Raw genomic sequence first — 18472 nt, forward strand, 5'->3', positions numbered from 1 at the left:
GCTTCCAGGAGGAGGCGAGCTTCGACGGCAACCAAACTCCGCGCACCCCAATGCACGCAGATTGCCTTGACCTTAGACTTGGCAATGCCCCGGCGCAGCATAATTACGGTCCCGTAATCCAATCGTGGCCGCTCTGTCGCAATCCCGCCACACACTACCTCAAACCACTGAAATCGAGCCGCAAATGTCTGACCCGATTGCGTTCCTCCGCCCCCTGTCGCCACAGGTCTCGGTCACCGGCCAGGTCTCGCCGACAGATATGGCCGGGCTCCACGCCGCCGGATTCACGTGGCTGGTGAATCACCGTCCTGATGGTGAAGAGCCCGGCCAGCCGGATGCGGCCGAGATCGCCCGCGCTGCCGAGGCCGCGGGGCTGCAGGCCGTGCATGCGCCCGCCCGTGGTCTGCCGGACGCAGGCGTCGTCGCCGCCACGCGCGATGTCCTGGACGCCATGGGGCCTGATGACCGGGCCGTGTTCTTCTGCCGGTCGGGCATGCGCTCGGCGGCGGCGTGGGCCATGGCCCGGCGGCAGATGGGGATCGAGGCCGATGAACTCAGGGATGCCGCCGCGGTCGCCGGCTACGACCTTGGCGGAGTTCCGCTATAAAGCGGTCAGCGGAAAACACCGACCCGGACCGCATAGGGCGCCGGATCGGGCGTACATGAAGCGACGGCCAGTTGCGCCGCCATGAGACAGAGGAAGGCCGCCGCGATGGGCTGGAGCCGTTTTGAGACAGCCAGGGCGATGGAAACGGCCATTTCAGGCACTCCGCGGATGATTTCCATGGCTTCGAGGCAAGGGCCACGCCGCCCCGGACCGTCCGCGCCATGATCCCGTTCGTCCGAGAACTGGATGTCGCCTACGGGCGGGTCGACCGGGTCTCGCCGCTGATCCGCCGGGTCATTGCAGAGAACCCCGGCCCGTTCACCTTCACGGGCACGGGAACCTACATCGTGGGGGGCGAGGCCGTCGGCGCGGGCGTGGCGGTGATCGATCCAGGCCCGCCGGACGAGGCCCATCTGAGGGCGCTGCTGGCCGCCGTGGCCGGCCAAAGGGTCACCCACGTGCTGGTCACCCACACCCACCGCGACCACTCGCCCCTCGCCCGCCCGTTCGCGGAGGCCGTTGGCGCGCCCGTGCTGGCGGCGCGCCCCCCGGTTCAGGTGGTCCACGCGTCAGGAGCGCTGGACGAGGACGAGGACGACGCCTTCTCGCCCGATGTGATCCTGGCCGGCGGCGAGGTTCTGGACGGGGATGGATGGACCATCGAGGCCATGGCGACGCCCGGTCACGCTTCGAACCACATGGCCTTCGTCCTGCGCGAGGAGAACGCCCTGTTCAGCGGGGATCACGTCATGGGCTGGTCGACCACGGTCGTCGCGCCGCCCGATGGGGACATGACCGCCTATTTGGCCAGCCTGGACGCGGTGATCGGGCGCCGCTTCTCGACCCTTTGGCCGACGCATGGCGCACCCGTCACCGAGCCGCAGCCGTTCCTCAAGGCCTACCGCGCGCACCGGTTGGAGCGGGAGGCGCAGATCCTCGCGCAGTTGGAGGGCGGGCCCTGTCGCATCCGGGAGATGGTTCCGGCGCTCTACGCCGCCGTCGACCCGCGCCTGTGGCCTGCCGCCGGACTGTCAGTCTGGGCGCACCTGATCGCGCTGGAACGCGCGGCCAAGGTCAGCGCACGGCCCAGGCCGGGCATCGACGCCGTCTGGCGCTTGGCCGGAAGCCTGGCCTGAAGCCTAGCCGACGCCGCGCAGGGCGGCGCTGATCCGCGTGGCCAGTTCGCAGGCCTCGCCGCCGTGCGGGCGACCGTCGCGAGCGGCGACCCGGACATCGGTGCGGCCGGGACGGATGCGGATGACGGCGTCATGCACCGTGCCGAACCAGAACCCCGTGTGCGTGCCCGCGGCGCGGCCGACGCTGACGCCGCCCTGCACGCTGAAACCCGCCTCCTGCAGGGCCCAGACCGCCGACTCGGGGGCCATCTGGGTCATGGCGGGGACCGCTCCGGGGCAGGCCTCGACGCCCCCTGTCGCGCCCCCATCGGAGCCCCGGCGACGGGACTCCAGCACACCGAAACCGGGGATTTCGGCCAGGTCGGTGCTGATGTCGTCAGGCGGTCCCGCCCCGAGCCGGGTCATATGCCAGCCGAGTCCGCCGAGGGTCATAGCGGAGACGGCGAGCGCCAGCGCCGCCAGCCAGAGCGATGCGCGACGCCGAAACGCGGAGACAAGCAGCGCCACGGCGGCCAGCACGCCCATGGTCCCAAGAACCACGCCGATCCGCGCCGTCAGCACGTCGTGGCCGGTTTCGTAACTCCACAGGCCCGTCCGCGTGCCGAGGGCGGCGACGAGGATGAATATCGGGGCGAGGAAGGCTATCGCCGCCAGACGGAGGCCGCCTCCCCCGCTCCTGCGCCCGGATCTCGCCATCGCCTCAGCCTCCCGTCGGCAGGCGGTAGTCCTTCATCCGCTCGCGGACCAGCTTCTTGTCGATCTTGCCGGTCGCGCCGAGCGGGATGTCGTCGACGAAGACCACGTCGTCCGGCATCCACCATTTGGCGATCTTGCCCTGCAGGAAGTCGAGATGTTCCTGCTTGTTCTCGGACTGCCCGGGCTTCAGCTTGATCACCAGCACGGGGCGCTCGTCCCACTTGGGATGCGCCGCCCCGATGACGGCGGCGAGTTCTACCTTCGGGTGGCCGACCGCGATGTTCTCGATCTCGATCGAGCTGATCCACTCGCCGCCGGACTTGATCACGTCCTTGGCGCGGTCGGTGATCTGCATGAAGCCCTGCTCGTCGATCGTGGCCACGTCGCCAGTATCGAAGAAGCCGTCGACATCGAGGATTTCCCCGCCCTCGCCCTTGAAATAGGCGCCGGCGATGGTGGGCCCCTTGATCATCAGGCGTCCGTAGGTGTGCCCGTCGTGCGGCATCTCCTGTCCCGCGTAGTTTTTCAGCTTCAGCTCGACGCCGAGCGGCGGCGTGCCCTGCTTGACCCGCCACTTCATCTGCTCGTCGTAGGGCAACGCCTTCAACTCGGGCGGCAGGTTGGACAGGGTGCCTATCGGCGAGGTTTCCGTCATGCCCCAGCCCTGCAGGACCTCGATGTCGAACTCTTCCTGGAAGGCCCGGATCAGGCTTTCCGGCACCGCCGAACCGCCGATCAGCACGCGCTTCACCGTCGGAATCTTGAGGTTGTTCTCGCGCAGGTGCGTCAGCAGTCCCTGCCAGACCGTCGGCACGGCGGCCGAGAAGGTCACGCCTTCGCTCTCGATCAGTTCGTAGATGGCCGCGCCGTCCATGCGCGCGCCGGGCATGACCAGCTTGGACCCCGCCGCGGGCCCCCCGAAGGCAATGCCCCAGGCGTTGGCGTGGAACATCGGCACCACCGGCAGGATGACTTCGCTCGGCGTCGCGCCCAGCACCGTCGACTGCAGACCCAGCAGCGTATGGATGAAGTTGGAGCGGTGTGAATACAGCACGCCCTTGGGATTGCCCGTCGTTCCCGAGGTGTAGCAGAGGCCGCATGCGGTCAGTTCGTCGAACCCGCCCCAGACGACATCCTCCGACGCCGATCCAAGCAGCGCCTCATAGCAATCCGCGCCCGGCAGCTTCGTGGCCGGCATATGCAGTTCGTCGGTCAGGACCACGACCCGCTCGACCGAGGGGCAATGCGGCAGCACAGCCTCGAGCAGCGGAATGAAGGTCAGGTCGACGAAGATGATCTTATCTTCGGCGTGGTTGATGATGTAGGCGAGTTGCTCGGGGAACAGGCGCGGATTCAGGGTGTGGCAGACCGCGCCGATGCCCATGATGCCGTACCAGGCCTCGATATGCCGGCCGCTGTTCCAGGCAAGGGTCGCGACCCTGTCGCCGACCTTGACGTCCCAGCCTTTCAGCACGCTGGACACCCGTTTGGCCCGGGCGTGGATCTCGGCATAGGTGATGCGGACGATCGGTCCCTCGACCGACCGGGTCACGACCTCGCGGTGGCCGTGCCAGTTCCGGGCGTGGTCGATGATCTTGTCGACCGTCAGCGGCCAGTCCTGCATCAATCCGAGCATCGTATCCCTCACTTGCGCCTGCTGCTCGAGGCGCTTGGCGGTCACGCTATCGGCTCGATCCGCAACAGGCAACGTGACGCAAGGTCATCCTCGCCCTCCCCGGCGCTGGCGCATTCGGCCGGGCAGACCTAGAAGGCGTGCATGCCCATTCTCGTCGCCATCACCGGAGGCTCCGGCTCCGGCAAGAGCACACTCGCAGAGGCGCTGGTCGCCGCCCTGCCGGACGGCGCGGCCGTCCTGGTGCGCGAGGATTCCTATTACCGCGACGCCGCCAGCCTGCCGGGCTTCGACGCCGCCACCTTCGACTTCGACAATGTGGCGGCGCGCGACCACGAACTGATGATCCGCGACCTCGCCGAACTGAAGGGCGGACAGGATATCACCGCGCCGATCTATTCCTTCATCCATCACGGGCGCGAGCCGGGCGGCGAGCCGGTCAGGGCCGCCGACGTGGTGATCGTCGAAGGAACGCACGTTCTGTGCACGCCGGGTCTGGTCGATCTGTTCGACATCCGCGTCTATGTCGACACCCCGGCGGACATACGCTTCATCCGCCGCCTGCTACGCGATCAGGCCGAGCGGGGCCGCACGGCGGACTCCGTCATCCACCAGTACCTGGCCACCGTCCGTCCGGGTCACGAGCGCCTGACCGAGCCCTCCCGGGTCAACGCCGACTTCATCGTCGCCGACGCCACCGCCGCCGTGCGCCTTGAGGACCCCCAGGCCGTCGTCCGTCTTGCCGCGCCGGTGCTCGCCCACCCGTTGCTCGCAAGTCTCTTCACGCGCCAATCGGAGAACATCGATCCGCGACCCTCTTGACCGGTTCGCGGCTCCGTCGTCTGCTCCTCGTTCAGGCAGGCGATACAGATGCACGGCACGCTTCAAATCTCTGACGACATGGCGGCCGCGAAGCGTCGGCTGATCGTCCAGCATGCGCGCCAGCATTTCGTCAGCGGCGGCTATGCGGCGACCAAGATCGAGCCGATCGCCCGTGAGGCGGGCGTGTCGACCGCCACCCTCTACGCGCTGTTCGGTGGCAAGGCGGAGCTGTTCACCGCCGTCATCGACGACGCCGCCGAGGATTTCTCCCGCCAGATGGCGGAGGTCCGGGCAATCGACGGCGACGCCCGGACGACCCTGACCAGTTTCGCGGCCGCCTACGCCGAGTTCATGGGCGACGACTTCGTGCGGTCGGTGTTCAGGCTGGTCATGGCGGAACGGCCACGGTTCGAGGCCGTTGCCCTGCGCTTCTTCGAGAAGGGTCGGACGGAGTTCGGAGGCACACTGATCGGGCTGCTGGTCCGTCTGTCGCAATCCGGCGCGCTGAAGCCCATTGATCAGCCCTCGTGGGCGGCAGGTCAGCTGATGGGGATGATCGAACACCCCGTGTTCCTCGTGCCGCTGGTTACGGGGGACGAGGTGCGTATGCGGCGCTCGCTGAAGGAAGTGGTCACCGAGGCCGTCGACACCTTCATGGCCCGCTACGGGGCCTGAGCGGCGTCAGGGCCAGAGGCGCGTCTTCGTCCAGCCGGTATCCGTCCTGTCGAAGCGCAGCCGGTCGTGCAGCCGGAATGGCCGGTCGCGCCAGAATTCGACGCTCTCCGGTACGACGCGCCAGCCGGTCCAGCGCTCCGGACGCGGCACGTCTCCATCACCGAACCGGGCGGTCTCTCGCGCGACGGCCTCTTCCAGCGTTTCCCGGCTGTCCAGCGGGCGCGATTGGTCCGACGCCCAGGCCCCGATCCGGCTTTCGCGGGCGCGGCTGGCGAAATAGGCGTCGGCCTCGGCCTTGCTGACCGGCTCCACCGCGCCCCGCACCCGCACCTGCCGCCGCAGGGATTTCCAGTGAAACAGCAGGGCCGCAGACGGATGCGCCGCCAGCGCCTCGCCCTTGGCGCTCTCGCGGTTCGAATAGAAGGTGAAGCCGCGGGCGTCGACGTCCTTGAGCAGCACCATCCGCGCATCGGGCACACCAGCCGCGTCGACGGTCGCCAGTGCCATGGCGTTGGCGTCGTTCGGCTCCGTCCTCTTGGCGTCCGTCAGCCATTCGACGAACAGTCCGACAGGCTCGGCGCGGTCGAAGATGGTCTCGTCGCCGTTGGCGGCGAGCGCCGCCGCATACTGCTCGGCATACTCTTCGCGGGTCGGGCTGGGCGGGATCACGGGCGCGGTCATGATGTGCAGATAGACCGTCCGGGCGCGGCTGGGGAGAGGCGTCACGGTTAAGCCGGTCTTCACCACGTTGAGGGCTTAGTCCGCGGATGCGCATCCGCTCGCAATCCGAGGTCGCCTCGCTCGCCGAGGCTCGTGCCCTGCTCGGGCTGAACGGTCCCGTGGCGGAGCCCGGGCTGACGGCGGCCTTCCGCGCGGCGGTCAAGGCGGCGCACCCCTCGGCGCCCGGCGGCGACGCGGACCGGTTCCGCAAGGTGATCGCCGCCTGGCGGCTGATCCAGAGCCCGGACTCGCGGCCGCTGGCGCTCGCCGCCCCGGGAGTGCGAGCCCCGTCCCCGCCCGTGGTCGTCATCGGTCCGCTGGACGCCCTGAACGGCGGCCAGGTCGCGGTCCGGTTCGCCGGGCGCACCCTCAACATCCGCCTGCCCAAGGGTATGCGCAGCGGCGAGCATCTGCGCCTGCGCGGCGCCGGCGGCGACGGAGCGGACGTCTATCTGCCGGTCCTGATCCGGGGCGCGGACGGGCTGAAGGTGCTCGGCGACGACCTGTTCATGGACGCTCCGGTCGCCACGCGCCTGCTGCAGGACGGGGGCCGGCTCGAGATCAACACCCATGCGGGCGCCCGATCGGCCTGGATCGTCGCCGGCCAGACGCCGCTGCGCCTCCGCCTGAAAGGGCTGGGCCTACCGGCGCGCGGCGGCCGTCCGCAAGGCCACCTGTTCGTCACCCTGCAGCCCTCCGACGACGTCCCTTCGGCCGCGGAGGACCTGCTGGTCCGCTTCACGCGCGTCTGGACGCCGGACCGGCTGGCGGCCTAAGCCGTTAGCCGACATGTCGCACAACACCTTCGGCCACCTGTTTCGCGTGACGACCTGGGGCGAGAGCCACGGCCCGGCCATCGGCTGCGTCGTGGACGGCTGCCCGCCGCTGGTCCCGCTCACTGAGGCCGACCTCCAGCCGTGGCTGGACCGGCGCAAGCCCGGCGGCAGCCGCTTCGTCACCCAGCGGCAGGAGAGCGACACCGCCCGCATCCTGTCCGGCGTGTTCGAGGACGGGAACGGCCCGGTCACGACCGGCGCGCCTATCGCCATCCAGATCGAGAACGAGGACGCCCGCTCGAAGGACTACGGCGAGATCGCCCGCGCCTTCCGGCCCGGCCACGCTGACTTCACCTATCAGGCCAAATACGGCGTCCGCGACCACCGCGGCGGCGGCCGGTCCTCTGCCCGCGAGACCGCCGTGCGGGTCGCCGCCGGCGCCGTAGCCCGCAAGGTGCTGGGCGAAGGGGTCCGCATCCGCGCCGGCGTCGTCCAGCTGGGCCCTCACCGGATCGCGCCGGGGGCCGTCGATCTTGACGCGGTATACGACAACGCCCTGTTCGCCGCCTCGGCCGAGGTCGTGCCCGCGTGGGAGGACTACCTCGATGGCGTTCGCAAGGCCGGTTCCTCCATCGGCGCCGTGGTGGCGCTGGAAGTCACCGGCGTTCCCGCCGGCTGGGGCGCGCCGGTCTATGGCAAGCTGGACGCAGATCTGGCCGCCGCCCTGATGTCGATCAATGCGGTCAAGGGCGTCGAGATCGGCGCCGGCTTCGCCTCGGCCGAACTGTCCGGAGAGGACAACGCCGACCAGATGCGCATCGGGGACGACGGCCTGCCGGTGTTCCTGTCGAACCACGCCGGCGGCGTCCTTGGCGGTATCTCGACCGGTCAGCCCCTGACCGCCCGCGTGGCCTTCAAGCCCACCTCTTCGATCCTGACGCCGCGCCAGACCATCACCCGCGACGGCGCCGAGACTGACCTGCGCACCAAGGGGCGCCACGACCCCTGCGTCGCCCTGCGCGGCGTGCCGGTGGTCGAGGCCATGGCCGCCTGCGTTCTGGCCGACGCCATGCTGAGGCACCGGGCGCAGGTGGGATGAGCCGCCCGCCGCGCCGGCCACGTCTGGGTTGGAAGGCGCTGCTGTTCTGGCTCGTTGATCACAAGGCGATACTGGGGCTGCCGATCGCCGTAGCCGGCATTGTGGCCGTCTGGATCGTTCTCGACCCGCACTATCCCCCCAAGCTGGTCGTGGGACGTATCACCGACCTTGGCCGCGCACCCGGGCCGCGGGCCATTGTGAACGCAGCGACCGTCGATGTAGGAGGCCGGTCCATCTTCGTCGGACTCCCCGTCCGTTATGGCTGCGAGGTGGGCGACGATCTGCGATTGCAGCAGTTGGGCGTCAGATGGGGATATTCCTACAGAATCGACGACACGCACCCGCCCTGCGAGTGACCTCTTTCCGCCACTGATACTGTTACCTATATAGCGGCCAGCGAGGTTCATAACCCTCGGATTCCCGGGAGCATCCCCATGATCGACGTGCGACCCTTCAACAGCCTCGGTGGCGCTGACCACGGCTGGCTGAACGCCAAACACCATTTCTCCTTCGCCAACTACTACGACCCGAGCCGCATGAGCTGGGGCCGGCTTCGCGTCTGGAATGACGACGAGATCGCGGCGAAATCCGGCTTCCCGCCCCACCCCCACTCGGACATGGAGATCATCACCTATGTCCGCACCGGCGCGATCACCCACGAGGACTCGATGGGGAACAAGGGCCGCACGGGAGCGGGCGACGTGCAGGTGATGAGCGCCGGCACCGGCGTGCGTCACGCCGAGTTCAACCTCGAGGACGAGACCACCACCCTGTTCCAGATCTGGATCGAGACGGACAAGCCGGGCGCCGCGCCGGGCTGGGGCGCCAAGGCCTTCCCCAAGGCTGACCGCACGGGCCGTTTCTCGGTGCTGGCCTCGGGCGACGCGGCTGACGACGCCCTGACCATCAACGCCGATGCCAAGGTGCTGGGCGCCACGCTGAACGCGGGTGAGTCCATCACCTACAGCCTGGCCGAAGGCCGCCGCGCCTATCTGGTGCCCGCGGTCGGCGCGGTCGAGGTCAATGGTGTAGCGCTCAACGCCCGCGACGGCGCGGCCATCAAGGACGAGGCCGAGATCACCATCACGGCGAAGGCCGATGCCGAACTGGTAATGGTCGACAGCCTCTAGATCGCCCTAGGGCAGGTTGAACACCACATGGACCCAGCCCACGGTCTGTGCGTGTTCGAGGGCCTCGAACAGCGGGACGGCCAGGAAGAAGCCCAGGCCGTCCCGTAGCGTCGTCAGGAAGAAGACGGGCCGGACCTCGAGGGTCTCGCGGTCCTGCCATTTCGAGAAGTCCGGGAGGAACCGGGGCGTCCGCGCGCAATAGGCGCGATAGACTTCGCCGAAGGTCACCGACAACCAACCCTCCTCCTGACGCACTGTCAGATAGAAGACAGCCACCGAGATCACGACGAACAGGGTGGCGATCACCACGCTGCCCGTCTGCGCGCCCATGCCGAACGAGCCGATGAAGCTGAAGACGTAGAGCGGATTCCGGCTGATCGAATACGGACCTTGATCCACAATCTCCGCCTTCTTGCGGCCGCCGATGTAGAGCGAACACCAGGCACGGCCGACGACGCAGATGGCGATCATGGCCAGACCGAGCGCCTCGAGCCCTTCATGCAGGGCGGCGACGCCGCCGAAGCTCTGGGTCAGGGCCGCCAGCCCGATCACCAGCAGAAGCGCCACCCCGAGGGCGGCCTTCCGGATCAGCTGGACGCGGCGGAGGTGGTGGGGATCTGCGGTGTGCATGGCCGAGGCATAAAGCGTCTGCCGCGCCAGAAAAAGCGAAGTTTGTCCGCAGACGAAAACGCCGCCCCGGTTTCCCGGAGCGGCGTTGCCGTTAGTGCGTCGCCGGGACCGTGCCCGGGTCGAGGATCGGCGGGGCGGCGGGCAGAGGCTCGGTCGCCTCGTCCCATTCCACCGGCGTCAGCGAGCCGGTCAGGGCCCACTTCAGGGCCTCGTCCGCGGTCTTGATCGGGACGATCTCCAGCGCACCCTTCACATTGTCGGGCACGTCGGCGAGGTCCTTCTCGTTCTCTTCCGGGATCAGCACCGTCTTGATGCCCGAGCGGAGCGCCGCAAGCAGCTTCTCCTTCAGGCCGCCGATGGCGGTGACCCGGCCGCGCAGGGTGATCTCGCCGGTCATGGCGATGTCCTTGCGGATCGGGATGCCGGTCAGAACCGAGACCATGGCGACCGTCATGGCCACGCCCGCCGAGGGACCGTCCTTGGGCGTCGCGCCGTCCGGCACGTGCACGTGGATGTCGGTCTTCTCGAACACCGGCGGCTTGACGCCGAAGGCCAGCGAACGCGCCCGGACATAGGAGGCGGCGGCGGAGATCGATTCCTTCATCACCTCCTTGAGGTTGCCGGTCACGGTCATGCGGCCGCGGCCCGGCATCTTGATCGCCTCGATGGTCAGGATGTCGCCGCCGAACTCGGTCCAGGCCAGTCCGGTGACGATGCCGACCTGATCTTCCTCGTCCGTCTCGCCGTAGCGGTATTTCTTGACGCCCGCGTAGTCGGCCAGCTTGGCCGCGTCGACGGTGATGGACAGCGACTTCTCGCGGGCCATCTCACGAACCGCCTTGCGGGCCAGACCGCCCAGCGCCCGCTCCAGCGACCGCACGCCGGCTTCCCGGGTGTAGTAGCGGATCAGGTTCCGGATGGTGTCGTCGGGCACCACGAACTCGGCCGGCTTCAGGCCATTGTCCGTCGTCACCTTGGGCAGGACGTGGCGCTTGGCGATCTCGACCTTCTCGTCCTCGGTGTAGCCCGACACCCGGATGATCTCCATCCGGTCCATCAGCGGCTGCGGCATGTTCAGGCTGTTGGCCGTGGTCACGAACATGACGTTGGACAGGTCGTAGTCGACCTCGAGGTAATGGTCGCCGAACGCATTGTTCTGGGCCGGATCCAGCACCTCGAGCAGGGCCGAGGACGGATCGCCCCGCCAGTCGGCGCCCAGCTTGTCGATCTCGTCCAGCAGGACGAAGGCGTTGGTCGTCTTGGCCTTCTTCATCGACTGGATGATCTTGCCCGGCATGGAGCCGATGTAGGTCCGGCGGTGACCGCGGATCTCGGCTTCGTCCCGCACGCCGCCCAGCGACATGCGGACGTATTCGCGCCCGGTCGCCTTGGCGATCGACTTGGCCAGCGAGGTCTTGCCGACGCCCGGAGGGCCGACGAGGCACAGGATCGGGCCCTTCAGGCTGTTGGTGCGCGCCTGGACAGCCAGATACTCGATGATCCGTTCCTTGACCTTCTCGAGACCGTAGTGGTCCTCCTCGAGGATGGCCTCGGCCTTGTTCAGGTCGATGGGCTTGGTCTTGGCCTTGCCCCACGGGATCGACAGCAGCCAGTCGAGATAGTTCCGGACCACCGTCGACTCGGCCGACATCGGGCTCATGTTGCGCAGCTTCTTGACCTCGGCCTCGGCCTTGGTGCGGGCTTCCTTGGACAGGCGCGTCTTACGGATGCGCTTCTCCAACTCCATGATCTCGTCGCGCGAGTCGTCGGTCTCGCCCAGCTCGCGCTGGATCGCCTTCATCTGCTCGTTGAGATAATATTCCCGCTGGGTCTTCTCCATCTGGCGCTTCACGCGCGAGCGGATCTTCTTCTCGACCTGCAGGACGCTGATCTCGCCTTCCATCAGGCCGTAGACCTTCTCCAGCCGCGACGGCACGGAGACGGTTTCCAGCAGGCCCTGCTTGTCGGCGATCTTGACCGATAGGTGGGCGGCGACCGAGTCCGCCAGCTTGGACGGGTCGGTGATCTGCGGGATGGAGCTGAGGGCCTCGGGCGGCACCTTCTTGTTCAGCTTCACATAGTTTTCGAACTGCTCGATCACGGCGCGCAGCAGGGCTTCCGACTGCGACGGGTCGCCCGGATCGTCGGCGATTTCGACCGCCTCGGCTTCGAAATACTCGGTCCGATCGGTGAAGCGGGTCAGGCGCGCGCGGCTTTTGCCCTCGACCAGCACCTTGACGGTGCCGTCGGGCAGTTTCAGCAGCTGGAGGACGGTTGCGAGCACGCCGATCGGATAGATGGCGTCCGACTGCGGATCGTCGTCGACGCTGTTCTTCTGGGTGGCGAGCAGGATCTGCTTCTCGCCCTTCATGATCTCATCGAGCGCCTTGACGGACTTCTCGCGGCCCACGAACAGCGGCACGACCATGTGCGGAAAGACGACGATGTCTCTCAGCGGCAGGACGGGCAGTGTTTTGGTCTCTGACATGATGCGTAGTTCCCGGGGCCTTCGTTGATCTCAGACCCGCCGGGCCGGCGTTCGAGGCAACCTGCCCCGCCGTATCGACTCGGCCCGCCGTTTCGGCGGCCTTCGTATGAGTATGTGGTTCGGATGGCGGCGCGTTCAAGCGTCGCGGCACGCCGCCGGGGGTTTCCATCCACAAGCGCCCAAGCTGCACGGACGGATCGACACAGCCGCCGCCACCGCACGGAACGTGCCGCTGACGGTCGTGAAGGCCAGAAACTCGCCCGAGCACACCTGTGGCCCGTCAGCATCAGGCGAGGCGTCACGCAACCCTCGTCCAGCTTGGCCGTTCAGCGGAGGCAATCGGAGGAGCCCGAAATGAGAACCCTGATCATCTGCGCCGCCGCGGCCATCGCCGTGGCCGGGTGCCAGCGTCCCGCCGAAGAACCGGCCGACACCTCGATGGCCGACGGCGCCACCGAAGCCATGCCCGCCGAATCCGGGACGGGAACGACGGCCGACATGGCCGCCCCGTCTTCAACCTCCGGATCGGGAAGCGCAGCCTCCCGCTCGGGCGGCTCAGCCATGGCCGCCGATGGAGCCGGCGCCGAAACGTCCGCGGACGCGGCTGCCATGAACGAACCGGCCGCCGGGACCTCTCCGATCAGCCCGTCGACCCGCGACGGCGCCAAGGAGAAAGCCGAGTCGACCAACCTGCACCCGGCCGGCTGAGCCGGTTTCGGACATGAAAAAGGGCGGGCCCTTCGCAGGACCCGCCCTTGTTCATTGCATCCGGGAGATCAGGCGGCGCTGTCCGGCGCGGCCTTCTTGCCCTTGGTTTCCGAGTAGATCAGCAGCGGCTGGGCCTTGCCCTCGATCACCTCGGCGTTGACGACGACTTCCTCGACGCCTTCGAAGGTCGGCAGTTCGAACATCGTCTCCAGCAGGATGCCTTCGAGGATCGAACGCAGGCCGCGAGCGCCGGTCTTACGGGTGATGGCCTTCTTGGCCACCGCCGTCAGGGCGTCGTCGGTGAACGTCAGATCGACGTTCTCCATCTCGAACAGGCGCTTGTACTGCTTGACCAGGGCGTTCTTCGGCTCGGTCAGGATCTTGACCAGAGCTTCCTCGTCGAGGTCCTCCAGCGTGGCCAGAACCGGCAGACGGCCGATGAACTCGGGGATCAGGCCGAAGCGCATCAGATCGTCCGGTTCGACACCCTTGAGGATGTCGCCCGTGCGGCGCTCGTCGATCTCCTTGACCTTGGCGCCGAAGCCGATCGAGGCCCCGTCCCCGCGCGCTGCGATCACCTTCTCGAGGCCGGCGAAGGCGCCGCCGACGATGAACAGGATGTTGGCGGTGTCGACCTGCAGGAACTCCTGCTGCGGATGCTTGCGGCCGCCCTGCGGAGGCACGGAGGCGACGGTGCCTTCCATGATTTTCAGCAGGGCCTGCTGCACGCCCTCGCCCGAGACGTCGCGGGTGATCGAGGGGTTGTCCGACTTGCGCGAAATCTTGTCGATCTCGTCGATGTAGACGATGCCGCGCTGGGCCCGCTCGACGTTGTAGTCCGAGGCCTGCAGCAGCTTGAGGATGATGTTCTCGACGTCTTCACCCACGTAACCGGCTTCGGTCAGGGTCGTGGCGTCGGCCATGGTGAAGGGCACGTCGATGATGCGCGCCAGGGTCTGCGCCAGCAGCGTCTTGCCCGAGCCGGTCGGCCCGATCAGCATGATGTTCGACTTGGCCAGTTCGACGTCGTTGTTCTTCGTCGCGTGATTCAGGCGCTTGTAGTGGTTGTGAACGGCGACGCTCAGCACCTTCTTGGCGTGCGACTGCCCGATCACATAGTCGTCCAGGACCTCGCGAATCTCCTTCGGCGACGGCACGCCGTCCTTGGCCTTGGAGAACGAGATTTTGTGCTCTTCACGGATGATATCCATGCAGAGCTCGACGCATTCATCGCAGATGAACACGGTCGGCCCGGCGATGAGCTTGCGCACCTCATGCTGGCTCTTTCCGCAGAAAGAGCAGTAGAGCGTGCTTTTGGCGTCTGTGCCGGCGGCTTTGGTCATCGACCCTTCTCACTCCCGCGATGGACCTCGATATGAGGCCGAACGCGCTTCCCCTGCGTTTGATTCCCGAACAATGGGCGCAAAGGTCTTCAAAAAATGACAATCACCCATCACAGCGCCCGCCACAACCCCGCGAAAGCGGAGCAGGCAGCGGAAGCGGACGGTTCACTGTTGAGGATGATCGCGGCGAATGTCTGACATGGGAAGCGACGCTCCGTTTCGCCAGCCGCTCCGCAAGGATCAGGCCATCGTGGCCTTCGACTTCGACGGCACTCTGACGATTCGCGACAGTTTCACGGAATTTCTTCGCTGGCGGGCCGGTCCGGGCGGCTGGGCGCTGGGCCTCGTGAAACTGGCCCCGGCCGTGGCCGGCTATGCCCGCGACAGGGACCGCGGGCGGATCAAGGCCGCCTCCGTGCGCGAGTTCCTGCGCGGCGTCGACCGCGCGAGGCTCGAGGCCGACGCCGAACGCTTCGCTGATCGGATTTGGGACAGGTTTATGCGGCCGGACGCCCTCGCCTGCTGGAATGCCTGGGGCGAGCGCGGCGCGCACCGGGTCATCGTCACCGCCAGTCCCGAAACCACCGTCGCGCCCTTCGCCCGCCGCCTCGGCGCCGAGGCCCTGCTGGGCACCCCCTTGTTGTTCGACGCGGATGACCGGGTGACCGGCGCCTTCGCCGGGCCGAACTGCCGGGGCGAGGAGAAGGTCCGCCGGCTGAAGGCGGCCTATGGCGAGGCCATGCAGCTGACGGCGGCCTATGGCGACACGTCCGGCGATACGGAAATGCTCTCCATCGCCGCCGAGCCCGGCTTCCGGGTCTTCACCGCCCGGCCCGGCGCGTCGCCGCGCTGACCTCCGGCGTCACTCCGCCGCAGTCGCTTCCGTACGGCGGATCTCATCCGCCAGCCGGTCACCCTGCGCTCCCACACCGGCGCGGCGGGTCGGATCGTAGTCGTATAGCGACGTCAGGTAGGACCGATCCCACGTCGTCAGGCCCGGCACTGACGGGTCCTCGAACAGGTTCAGGATGGTGTCGTAGGCCGCTGTCTCGCCCTCGGGATCGATCTGGGCGTAGGCCACCATCAGCAGATAGTCGCAGAGCTGCTCCGTCGTGACTGTCCCCAGCTTTTCGACGTCGACCAGCACCATGACCTTCTGCAGATCGTCCCGCACCCGTGAGGCCTGCTGCGACTTGCTGTAGACGTTGATGATCGGGGCCGCCCGACCGGGCATCCGGACTGCCGGCTGGATCTCCTGCGTAACGATGTCGTAGTCGATCGGCACGCTGAGGTGCCACCACCGCACCGCCGCGTCGCTCGTCGTGAAATCGTCCAGTACGTGCCGCCCCGCCGCGCCGCCCGAATACCTCGGCCGGAACACCTCGGGACTGCGCTCCACCCATGCCCGCGCCACGGCGGGCGCGTCGACCGCGCCGATAATGAAGACGTTGGGCTCGCAGTCGAGTTCCCCCGCCGGCAGTCCCAGCTCGTCGGCCCGGGCGACAAGCTGGTCGGCGATCTGCCGGGCCGCGTCGCCCTGGAAATTCACCACGCCGAAGCAGGCGGGCTCCGACCAGCGCGCCAGCCCCCGTTGCCTCACGGGCTGAGCGACCTCGTCGACGAAGGTCGATGCACGCTCCTCGAGCGTCTCGCCCGATACGATGACGTCCTCGACCGTCGTGGTCGGCGGATCCTGAGGCGGCACGCCGGCCGGCGGCGTCTGCGCCCATGCGGATCCGGCGCCGGCCAGGGTCAGCGCCACGGTCAGTCCCAGCCGTCGGATCATTCGCCGCCCTCCGGTTTCCCGAACGGCATCCTACCGGTTGTGCAGGAAGAGTCACGGCGCGAGGGAACGCCGGTCTCTTCGCTCCGGCCGCGATCAGTGTCCGTGGGCGTCCACGTCGAAGGCGACCGCCTTGCCGCGCGAGGTCGGGTCCCAGCCCGCCTCGATCACGGCCGCCACCGCATTGCGCACATGGTCGGTGTTCACGAACTGCTTCTCGGTGTCAGGCCGGCCGTTGGGACGCAGCGGCGGCGGAAACTGCACCACCGCCTCGCGCTTGAAGTCCTGCAGCCGCAGGGTCACGGCCACGCCTTCCCACTGCCCGCCCGTTGTCGGCCGCGGCTGGCGCCGGAGCTCCCAATGATAGATGTCGCCGTCGACCTCGACGGTCCCGCTGGTGTTACGCGTCTGCATGGCGGCCTGATAGCACAAAAGAAAAAGGCGCACCGTTCGGGTGCGCCTCTTCCGTGGTCATTGTTCAACGGGTCAGGAACCCGGCGTCTTGACGCCGTCCTCGTCGGCCTGTTCGCGGCGGTCGTAGACGTGGTCGACGATGCCCCAGGCCTTGGATTCCTCGGCGCTCATGAAGTGGTCGCGGTCGAGGGTCTTCTCGACCTCTTCAAGGGTCCGGCCGGTGTGGTGGACATAGATCTCGTTCAGGCGGCGCTTGGTGTAGCGGATGTCCTCGGCGTGGCGCTCGATGTCCGAGGCCTGGCCGCGGAAACCGCCGGACGGCTGGTGCACCATGATGCGGGCGTTCGGCAGGGCCACGCGCTGACCGGCGGCGCCGGCGGCGAGGATCAGCGAACCGGCCGAGGCGGCCATGCCCATGCACACCGTCGAAACCGGCGAGCGGATGTATTGCATGGTGTCGTAGATCGCGAGCGCCGAGGTCACCTGACCGCCGGGGCTGTTGATATACATGCTGATTTCCTTCTTCGGGTTCTCCGACTCGAGGAACAGCAGCTGGGCGCAGATCAGCGACGCCATGCCGTCCTCGAAAGGCCCCGTCAGGAAGATGATCCGCTCGCGCAGCAGGCGCGAGAAGATGTCGAAGGCCCGCTCGCCCCGGCTGGACTGCTCCACCACCATGGGGACGAGGTTCATGTTCATCAGTTCGATCGGATCGCGCATTCAGGCCTTCTCGGGATGCTGTGGCCGCGACTCACCGGTCGCGCGCCTGTCGACAGGATATCGCGTTGCAAGCCGCAGGATGCAAGGCGCGGGCCGTTGTCGCGTGCGGCGGCGTGTTCAGTCCGCTTCCGGCTGGGGCTCGGCCGGCGCCGTCCGGCCGGCGGCCTGCCTGTCCCGGACCATGTCGGCCGCCACGACCGAGGTCTGTCCGGCGGGGTTGCGGCGCAGGGCCGGCGAATCCTGCACCTGATAGAGCGAGGTCAGGTAGGAGCGATCCCACTCCGTCAGCCCGTCAACGGCCCCCGGCGCCTCGAACAGGTTCAGGATGGTGTCATAGCCGGTCGTCTCCCCCTCGGGATCGGCCTGAACCAGGGCGACGAAGGCCAGATAGTCCGCCAGCTGGGCCAGGTTCACATCGCCGATCTCGTCGATATCGACGATGATCATCGACTTCTTGAGGTCGTCGCGAATCTGCGTGCTCAGCCGCGAGGCCGCGAAAATGCTGATCATGGGCGCGCCGGAATCACCCGGCAGCCGGATGGCGCGCTGGCCGGTGTCGGCGTTCACGGGCAGGCTGATCTGCCACCAGCGTACCGGCCGGTCCCCGGTGCGGAACGCCTCCAGCGCCGCGTCCCCGCGATCGAGGCCGCCGACGCCGAGGCGGAAGGCGCGCCGGCTCTCGTCGACCATGGCGTCGGCAAGCGCGGCGCCGTCGCTGGCGAAGATGACGAAGACATTGGCTCGGCATCCCGGCTCGCCGATCTCGAGGCCGAGCTCCAGTCCAACTTGTGAGATGCGGTCCGCGATCGCCTGACCCAGCGCCGGCCGGACATTGACGACGCCCACGCACAGCTCGTCATGCCACCGCGCCAATCCACGCCGTTTGACCGGCGCCCCGACCTCGCCGACGAACTCGCGCACCATGGCCTCCAGCGCGCGCGGTTCGACGATCACGTCCTCGATCGCGACAGCGGGTTCCTGATCGGCGCCGGGCGGGGTCTGTCCGGCCTGCATGGGATCCTGCAGCATCATCGCGGCGGCCAACAAGGCGATGATCGACATGCCGCACCTCCAAGACGGCCCCTCAGCCGC

21 protein-coding genes are annotated in these 18472 nt (G+C 67.8%); 10 read left to right on the forward strand and 11 right to left on the reverse strand.

Annotation, left to right across the window (positions count from 1 at the left end):
• Positions 1 to 184: 184 nt before the first annotated feature.
• Complete coding sequence (locus tag GGQ87_RS14320; protein WP_168048881.1) at positions 185 to 607, forward strand: protein tyrosine phosphatase family protein; 423 nt, start codon at positions 185 to 187, stop codon at positions 605 to 607.
• Between the two features lie 5 nt (positions 608 to 612).
• On the opposite strand, the gene GGQ87_RS14325 is transcribed toward GGQ87_RS14320, so the two are convergent.
• A complete protein-coding gene (locus GGQ87_RS14325; RefSeq protein WP_168047510.1) occupies positions 613 to 786 on the reverse strand; it encodes a hypothetical protein in 174 nt (57 codons plus the stop codon).
• A 42-nt stretch (positions 787 to 828) separates the two neighbouring features.
• Here GGQ87_RS14325 and GGQ87_RS14330 point away from each other — a divergent pair, with 42 nt between their 5' ends.
• On the forward strand, positions 829 to 1743 hold the full coding sequence (locus tag GGQ87_RS14330) for an MBL fold metallo-hydrolase (protein ID WP_168048882.1): 915 nt from the start codon (positions 829 to 831) through the stop codon (positions 1741 to 1743).
• A 3-nt stretch (positions 1744 to 1746) separates the two neighbouring features.
• Here GGQ87_RS14330 and GGQ87_RS14335 read toward each other — a convergent pair whose 3' ends face one another.
• Positions 1747 to 2439 carry a DUF1499 domain-containing protein gene (locus GGQ87_RS14335; protein ID WP_168048884.1) on the reverse strand — a complete coding sequence of 231 codons (693 nt, stop codon included), beginning with the start codon at positions 2437 to 2439 and terminating at the stop codon, positions 1747 to 1749.
• Between the two features lie 4 nt (positions 2440 to 2443).
• Positions 2444 to 4075 (reverse strand): long-chain-fatty-acid--CoA ligase, encoded by a 1632-nt coding sequence (locus tag GGQ87_RS14340; protein ID WP_168049312.1) that lies wholly within the window; start codon positions 4073 to 4075, stop codon positions 2444 to 2446.
• Between the two features lie 141 nt (positions 4076 to 4216).
• Here GGQ87_RS14340 and udk point away from each other — a divergent pair, with 141 nt between their 5' ends.
• Together udk and GGQ87_RS14350 are read left to right on the forward strand one after the other, a co-directional pair.
• Positions 4217 to 4894 carry a uridine kinase gene (udk, locus tag GGQ87_RS14345; protein WP_168048885.1) on the forward strand — a complete coding sequence of 226 codons (678 nt, stop codon included), beginning with the start codon at positions 4217 to 4219 and terminating at the stop codon, positions 4892 to 4894.
• Positions 4895 to 4942: 48 nt separating this feature from the next.
• Positions 4943 to 5569 (forward strand): TetR/AcrR family transcriptional regulator, encoded by a 627-nt coding sequence (locus GGQ87_RS14350; protein WP_168048887.1) that lies wholly within the window; start codon positions 4943 to 4945, stop codon positions 5567 to 5569.
• A 6-nt stretch (positions 5570 to 5575) separates the two neighbouring features.
• Here the strand turns inward: GGQ87_RS14350 and pdxH are convergent, their stop codons facing one another.
• A complete protein-coding gene (gene pdxH, locus GGQ87_RS14355) occupies positions 5576 to 6250 on the reverse strand; it encodes a pyridoxamine 5'-phosphate oxidase (RefSeq protein WP_168049314.1) in 675 nt (224 codons plus the stop codon).
• Between the two features lie 86 nt (positions 6251 to 6336).
• On the opposite strand from pdxH, the gene GGQ87_RS14360 reads away from it, so the two are divergent.
• The 4 genes from GGQ87_RS14360 to GGQ87_RS14375 all read left to right on the forward strand — a co-directional run bounded on the left by GGQ87_RS14360 (position 6337) and on the right by GGQ87_RS14375 (position 9294).
• On the forward strand, positions 6337 to 7065 hold the full coding sequence (locus GGQ87_RS14360; protein WP_168048888.1) for a DnaJ C-terminal domain-containing protein: 729 nt from the start codon (positions 6337 to 6339) through the stop codon (positions 7063 to 7065).
• Positions 7066 to 7078: 13 nt separating this feature from the next.
• A complete protein-coding gene (gene aroC, locus GGQ87_RS14365; RefSeq protein ID WP_168048889.1) occupies positions 7079 to 8164 on the forward strand; it encodes a chorismate synthase in 1086 nt (361 codons plus the stop codon).
• Entirely contained in the window at positions 8161 to 8520 is a 360-nt protein-coding gene (locus tag GGQ87_RS14370; protein WP_168048891.1) for a hypothetical protein, read from the forward strand. Before aroC ends, GGQ87_RS14370 begins: the two co-directional genes overlap by 4 nt.
• A gap of 78 nt (positions 8521 to 8598) precedes the next feature.
• Positions 8599 to 9294, forward strand: a complete 696-nt coding sequence (locus tag GGQ87_RS14375; RefSeq protein WP_168048892.1) for a pirin family protein — start codon at positions 8599 to 8601, stop codon at positions 9292 to 9294.
• Between the two features lie 6 nt (positions 9295 to 9300).
• Here the strand turns inward: GGQ87_RS14375 and GGQ87_RS14380 are convergent, their stop codons facing one another.
• Both GGQ87_RS14380 and lon read right to left on the reverse strand, forming a co-directional pair.
• Positions 9301 to 9924 carry a methyltransferase family protein gene (locus tag GGQ87_RS14380; protein ID WP_168048894.1) on the reverse strand — a complete coding sequence of 208 codons (624 nt, stop codon included), beginning with the start codon at positions 9922 to 9924 and terminating at the stop codon, positions 9301 to 9303.
• A 91-nt stretch (positions 9925 to 10015) separates the two neighbouring features.
• A complete protein-coding gene (gene lon / locus GGQ87_RS14385) occupies positions 10016 to 12412 on the reverse strand; it encodes an endopeptidase La (RefSeq protein WP_168048895.1) in 2397 nt (798 codons plus the stop codon).
• Between the two features lie 354 nt (positions 12413 to 12766).
• Between lon and GGQ87_RS14390 the strand changes: the two genes are divergently transcribed.
• Positions 12767 to 13120, forward strand: a complete 354-nt coding sequence (locus GGQ87_RS14390) for a hypothetical protein (RefSeq protein ID WP_168048897.1) — start codon at positions 12767 to 12769, stop codon at positions 13118 to 13120.
• Between the two features lie 68 nt (positions 13121 to 13188).
• Here the strand turns inward: GGQ87_RS14390 and clpX are convergent, their stop codons facing one another.
• Positions 13189 to 14463: an ATP-dependent Clp protease ATP-binding subunit ClpX gene (gene clpX / locus GGQ87_RS14395; protein WP_168048898.1), complete on the reverse strand. Its 1275-nt coding sequence runs from the start codon at positions 14461 to 14463 to the stop codon at positions 13189 to 13191.
• Positions 14464 to 14653: 190 nt separating this feature from the next.
• Between clpX and GGQ87_RS14400 the strand changes: the two genes are divergently transcribed.
• The gene (locus tag GGQ87_RS14400) at positions 14654 to 15316 is read left to right on the forward strand and encodes an HAD-IB family hydrolase (RefSeq protein WP_168048900.1); all 663 of its coding nucleotides are present in this window, start codon (positions 14654 to 14656) and stop codon (positions 15314 to 15316) included.
• Positions 15317 to 15325: 9 nt separating this feature from the next.
• On the opposite strand, the gene GGQ87_RS14405 is transcribed toward GGQ87_RS14400, so the two are convergent.
• The 4 genes from GGQ87_RS14405 to GGQ87_RS14420 form a co-directional block, all read right to left on the reverse strand.
• Positions 15326 to 16249 (reverse strand): hypothetical protein, encoded by a 924-nt coding sequence (locus GGQ87_RS14405; RefSeq protein WP_168048901.1) that lies wholly within the window; start codon positions 16247 to 16249, stop codon positions 15326 to 15328.
• 93 nt (positions 16250 to 16342) lie between these two features.
• Positions 16343 to 16660, reverse strand: coding sequence for a hypothetical protein (locus tag GGQ87_RS14410; protein ID WP_168048903.1), 318 nt, complete (start codon positions 16658 to 16660; stop codon positions 16343 to 16345).
• A gap of 72 nt (positions 16661 to 16732) precedes the next feature.
• Positions 16733 to 17380, reverse strand: a complete 648-nt coding sequence (locus tag GGQ87_RS14415; RefSeq protein WP_168048904.1) for an ATP-dependent Clp protease proteolytic subunit — start codon at positions 17378 to 17380, stop codon at positions 16733 to 16735.
• Positions 17381 to 17497: 117 nt separating this feature from the next.
• Complete coding sequence (locus GGQ87_RS14420) at positions 17498 to 18442, reverse strand: hypothetical protein (RefSeq protein WP_168048906.1); 945 nt, start codon at positions 18440 to 18442, stop codon at positions 17498 to 17500.
• Positions 18443 to 18472 lie beyond the last annotated feature (30 nt).

The organism is Brevundimonas alba (assembly GCF_011927945.1).
GTDB classification, from domain to species: Bacteria; Pseudomonadota; Alphaproteobacteria; order Caulobacterales; family Caulobacteraceae; genus Brevundimonas; species Brevundimonas alba.